At 64.6% G+C, this 3,164-nt stretch carries 3 protein-coding genes; all 3 read left to right on the top strand.

The features are described from left to right. On the top strand, positions 1-1,383 hold a 1,383-nt coding region (locus tag EOA38_RS31795; RefSeq protein ID WP_245480969.1), incomplete at its 5' end, for a hydantoinase B/oxoprolinase family protein. A 181-nt stretch (positions 1,384-1,564) separates the two neighbouring features. Continuing rightward, the gene (locus EOA38_RS31790) at positions 1,565-2,812 is read left to right on the top strand and encodes a DUF3419 family protein (protein WP_127301086.1); all 1,248 of its coding nucleotides are present in this window, start codon (positions 1,565-1,567) and stop codon (positions 2,810-2,812) included. Further along, the coding region (locus tag EOA38_RS31785) for a class I SAM-dependent methyltransferase (protein ID WP_145966161.1) at positions 2,809-3,164 on the top strand (356 nt) is incomplete at its 3' end. The genes EOA38_RS31790 and EOA38_RS31785, both read left to right, overlap by 4 nt.

The following is a 3,164-nucleotide window of genomic DNA, read 5'->3' as shown; positions in this document are numbered from 1 at the left end:
CATTTGCCCGACATCACTGTCGTGACGCCGGTTTTTTCCCTCCCCCTTGAGGGGAGGGTGGCCGCGAAGCGGTCGGGTGGGGTCGTCTCAGAAGGCACCGCAAATGCGTCGAGCACTGCCGCGGCGACCCCCTCCGCCGCCTTCGGCGGCACCTCCCCCTCGAGGGGGGAGGAAATCCTGTTCTGGGCGGCCTCCCGCGGCCACCACGCCGATGTCGGCGGCACGGCGCCCGGCTCGATGACGCCTTTGGCCACCACCGTCGACGAGGAAGGCGTGCTGTTCGACAATTTCCGCATCGTCGATCGCGGCCGCTTCCGCGAGAAAGAGCTCGAGGCGCTCCTCACCGATCATCCCTACCCTGCCCGCAATCCCGCCCAGAACATCGCCGACCTCAAGGCGCAGATCGCCGCAAACGAAAAGGGCGTGGCGGAGCTGCGCAAGATGGTCGCGCATTTCGGCCTCGATGTCGTCGAGGCCTATATGGGCCATGTCCAGGACAATGCCGCCGAGAGCGTGCGCCGCGTGCTGGAACGGCTGCCCGACACCTCGGTCTACGAATACCCGACCGATACCGGCCAGGTGATCAAGGTCAGCATCGCCGTCGACCGCGACAAGCGCGAGGCGACGGTCGACTTCACCGGCACCTCGCCGGTCATGAAGAACAATTTCAACGCGCCGGAACCAGTCGCCCGCGCCGCCGTGCTCTACGCCTTCCGCGTCATGGTCGAGGACATGATTCCGATGAACGCAGGCTGCCTGAGGCCGATCAACATCGTCATTCCCGACGGCTGCATGCTCAAACCGGCCTACCCCGCCGCCGTGGTTGCCGGCAATGTCGAGACATCGCAGCACGTCACCAACGCGCTGTTCGGCGCCATGGGCGCGATGGCCAATGCGCAAGGCACGATGAACAATCTCACCTTCGGCAACCGGCAGTACCAATACTACGAGACGATCTGCTCAGGCTCGCCGGCCGGGCGCATGAATTCGGGCCGCGGCTTTGCGGGCACGTCCGGCGTCCACACCCACATGACCAATTCGCGGCTCACCGATCCTGAGGTGCTGGAACTGCGCTTCCCGGTGGTGCTCGAGGACTTCCACATCCGCGAAGGCTCGGGCGGCAAGGGCAAATGGAACGCCGGCGACGGCACCAAGCGCACCATCCGCTTCCTGGAAAGGATGGAATGCGCCATCCTGTCCTCGCACCGCAACCGGCCGCCGCAGGGTCTGGATGGCGGCGGCGATGGCCAGGCAGGCTCGACCGAAATCAGGCGCAACGATGGATCGATCGACGTGCTGAAGGCCTGCGACCAGACGACGCTCGATGCCGGCGAGGCCGTCATCGTCACCACGCCGACGCCAGGCGGGTTCGGCAAGGCCTGATGCATGTCGCCCAAAAGTGTGCAGCGGTTTTGGGAAAACGACATGCATGAAAACAATGACTAAGGCGCGTCGCCCGAGTTCCGGTCCAGCATGACGCACTTTAACGTCAACAGCCTGTCACCCGCCTGTCACAACGCTGCGCTACCCGCTTGCGCCAACGCAAACGGGGAATCACCTTGCCATGACGGATGTTTCCGGAGAACTCGTTTATCGCCGTGGCAAGGAAGTTGGAAAGGCCGTCTACCAGAACCGAGCCCTGTCGATGGAAGGCATTTCCGAGCGGCTTTTCGCTTTCCTGTTTTCCGGCCTCGTCTATCCGCAGATCTGGGAAGACCCGGATGTCGATATCGACGCCATGCAGCTCGGCGCCGGGCATCGCGTCGTCACGATCGCGTCAGGCGGCTGCAACATTCTGGCCTATCTCACCCGCTCGCCGGCCCGCATCGATGCCGTCGACCTCAACGCGGCGCATATCGCGCTGAACCGCATGAAGCTGGAAGCGGTTCGCCATCTGCCGTCGCAGGGCGATCTGTTCCGTTTCTTCGGCGCCGCCGACACCAGCCACAATTCGGAAGCCTATGACCGCTTCATCGCGCCGCATCTCGATCCGGTCAGCCGCCACTACTGGGAGCGCAGGAACTGGCGCGGCCGCCGCCGCATCGGCGTCTTCGACCGCAACTTCTATCAGACCGGCCTGCTCGGCCTCTTCATCGCCATGGGCCATCGCGTCGGCAAGCTGTTTGGTGTCGATCCGGCCGGCATCATGAAGGCCGAGAACATCGGCGAACAGCGTCGCTTCTTCAACGAGGAGCTGGCGCCGGTCTTCGACAAGAAGCTGTTGAGATGGGCGACATCGCGCAAGGCTTCGCTGTTCGGCCTCGGCATCCCGCCGGCCCAGTACGATTCGCTGATCACCTCCGGCGACGGCTCGATGGCGAGCGTCTTGAAGGCGCGGCTGGAAAAGCTCGCCTGCGATTTCCCGCTGAAGAACAACTATTTCGCCTGGCAGGCCTTTGCCCGCCGCTACCCGGAGCCGGGCGAGGCAGCCCTGCCTGCCTATCTGGAACAGCGCAACTATAAGACAATCCGCGCCAACGTCGATCGCGTCGGCATCCACCATGCCAACCTGGTCAAGTTCCTCGCCGCCAAGGATGCGGGTTCTGTCGACCGTTTTGTCCTGCTCGACGCGCAGGACTGGATGACCGACGATCAGCTCAACGCGCTGTGGACCGAGATCACCCGTACCGCGTCGGTCGGTGCCCGCGTCATCTTCCGCACCGCCGCCGAGCCCAGCCTGTTGCCGGGCCGCGTCTCCAACTCGCTGCTCGACCAGTGGCACTATGAGAGCGAGGCCTCGCGTGAATTTTCCGCCAAGGACCGCTCGGCCATCTATGGCGGCTTCCATCTTTATGTGAAGCGCGCCGCATGAGCACGACGGAGCTGCCGGCCAGCCATGCCGAACTGATGGATGGCGTCTATCGCTGGCAGCGCCATATCTACGACCTCACCCGCAAATACTACCTGCTCGGCCGCGACCGGCTGATTGCGGGGCTCGACGTGCCGCAAGGCGGCACAGTGCTCGAGCTCGGCTGCGGCACCGGCCGCAACATCGTGCTTGCCGCCCGCCGCTATCCGGACGCCCGCTTCTTCGGCCTCGATATCTCCGCCGAGATGCTGGAGACGGCGAACGCAGCGATGGCCCGCGAAGGTCTCGCGGCCCGCGTCACTCTCGCGCGAGGCGACGCCACCGACTTCGACGCCAAAGCGCTCTTCGGCACCGC

Origin of the sequence: Mesorhizobium sp. M1E.F.Ca.ET.041.01.1.1 (assembly GCF_003997355.1) — a bacterium.
Classification (GTDB): Bacteria; Pseudomonadota; Alphaproteobacteria; order Rhizobiales; family Rhizobiaceae; genus Mesorhizobium.
This window is presented reverse-complemented; position numbering and strand designations above follow the sequence as displayed.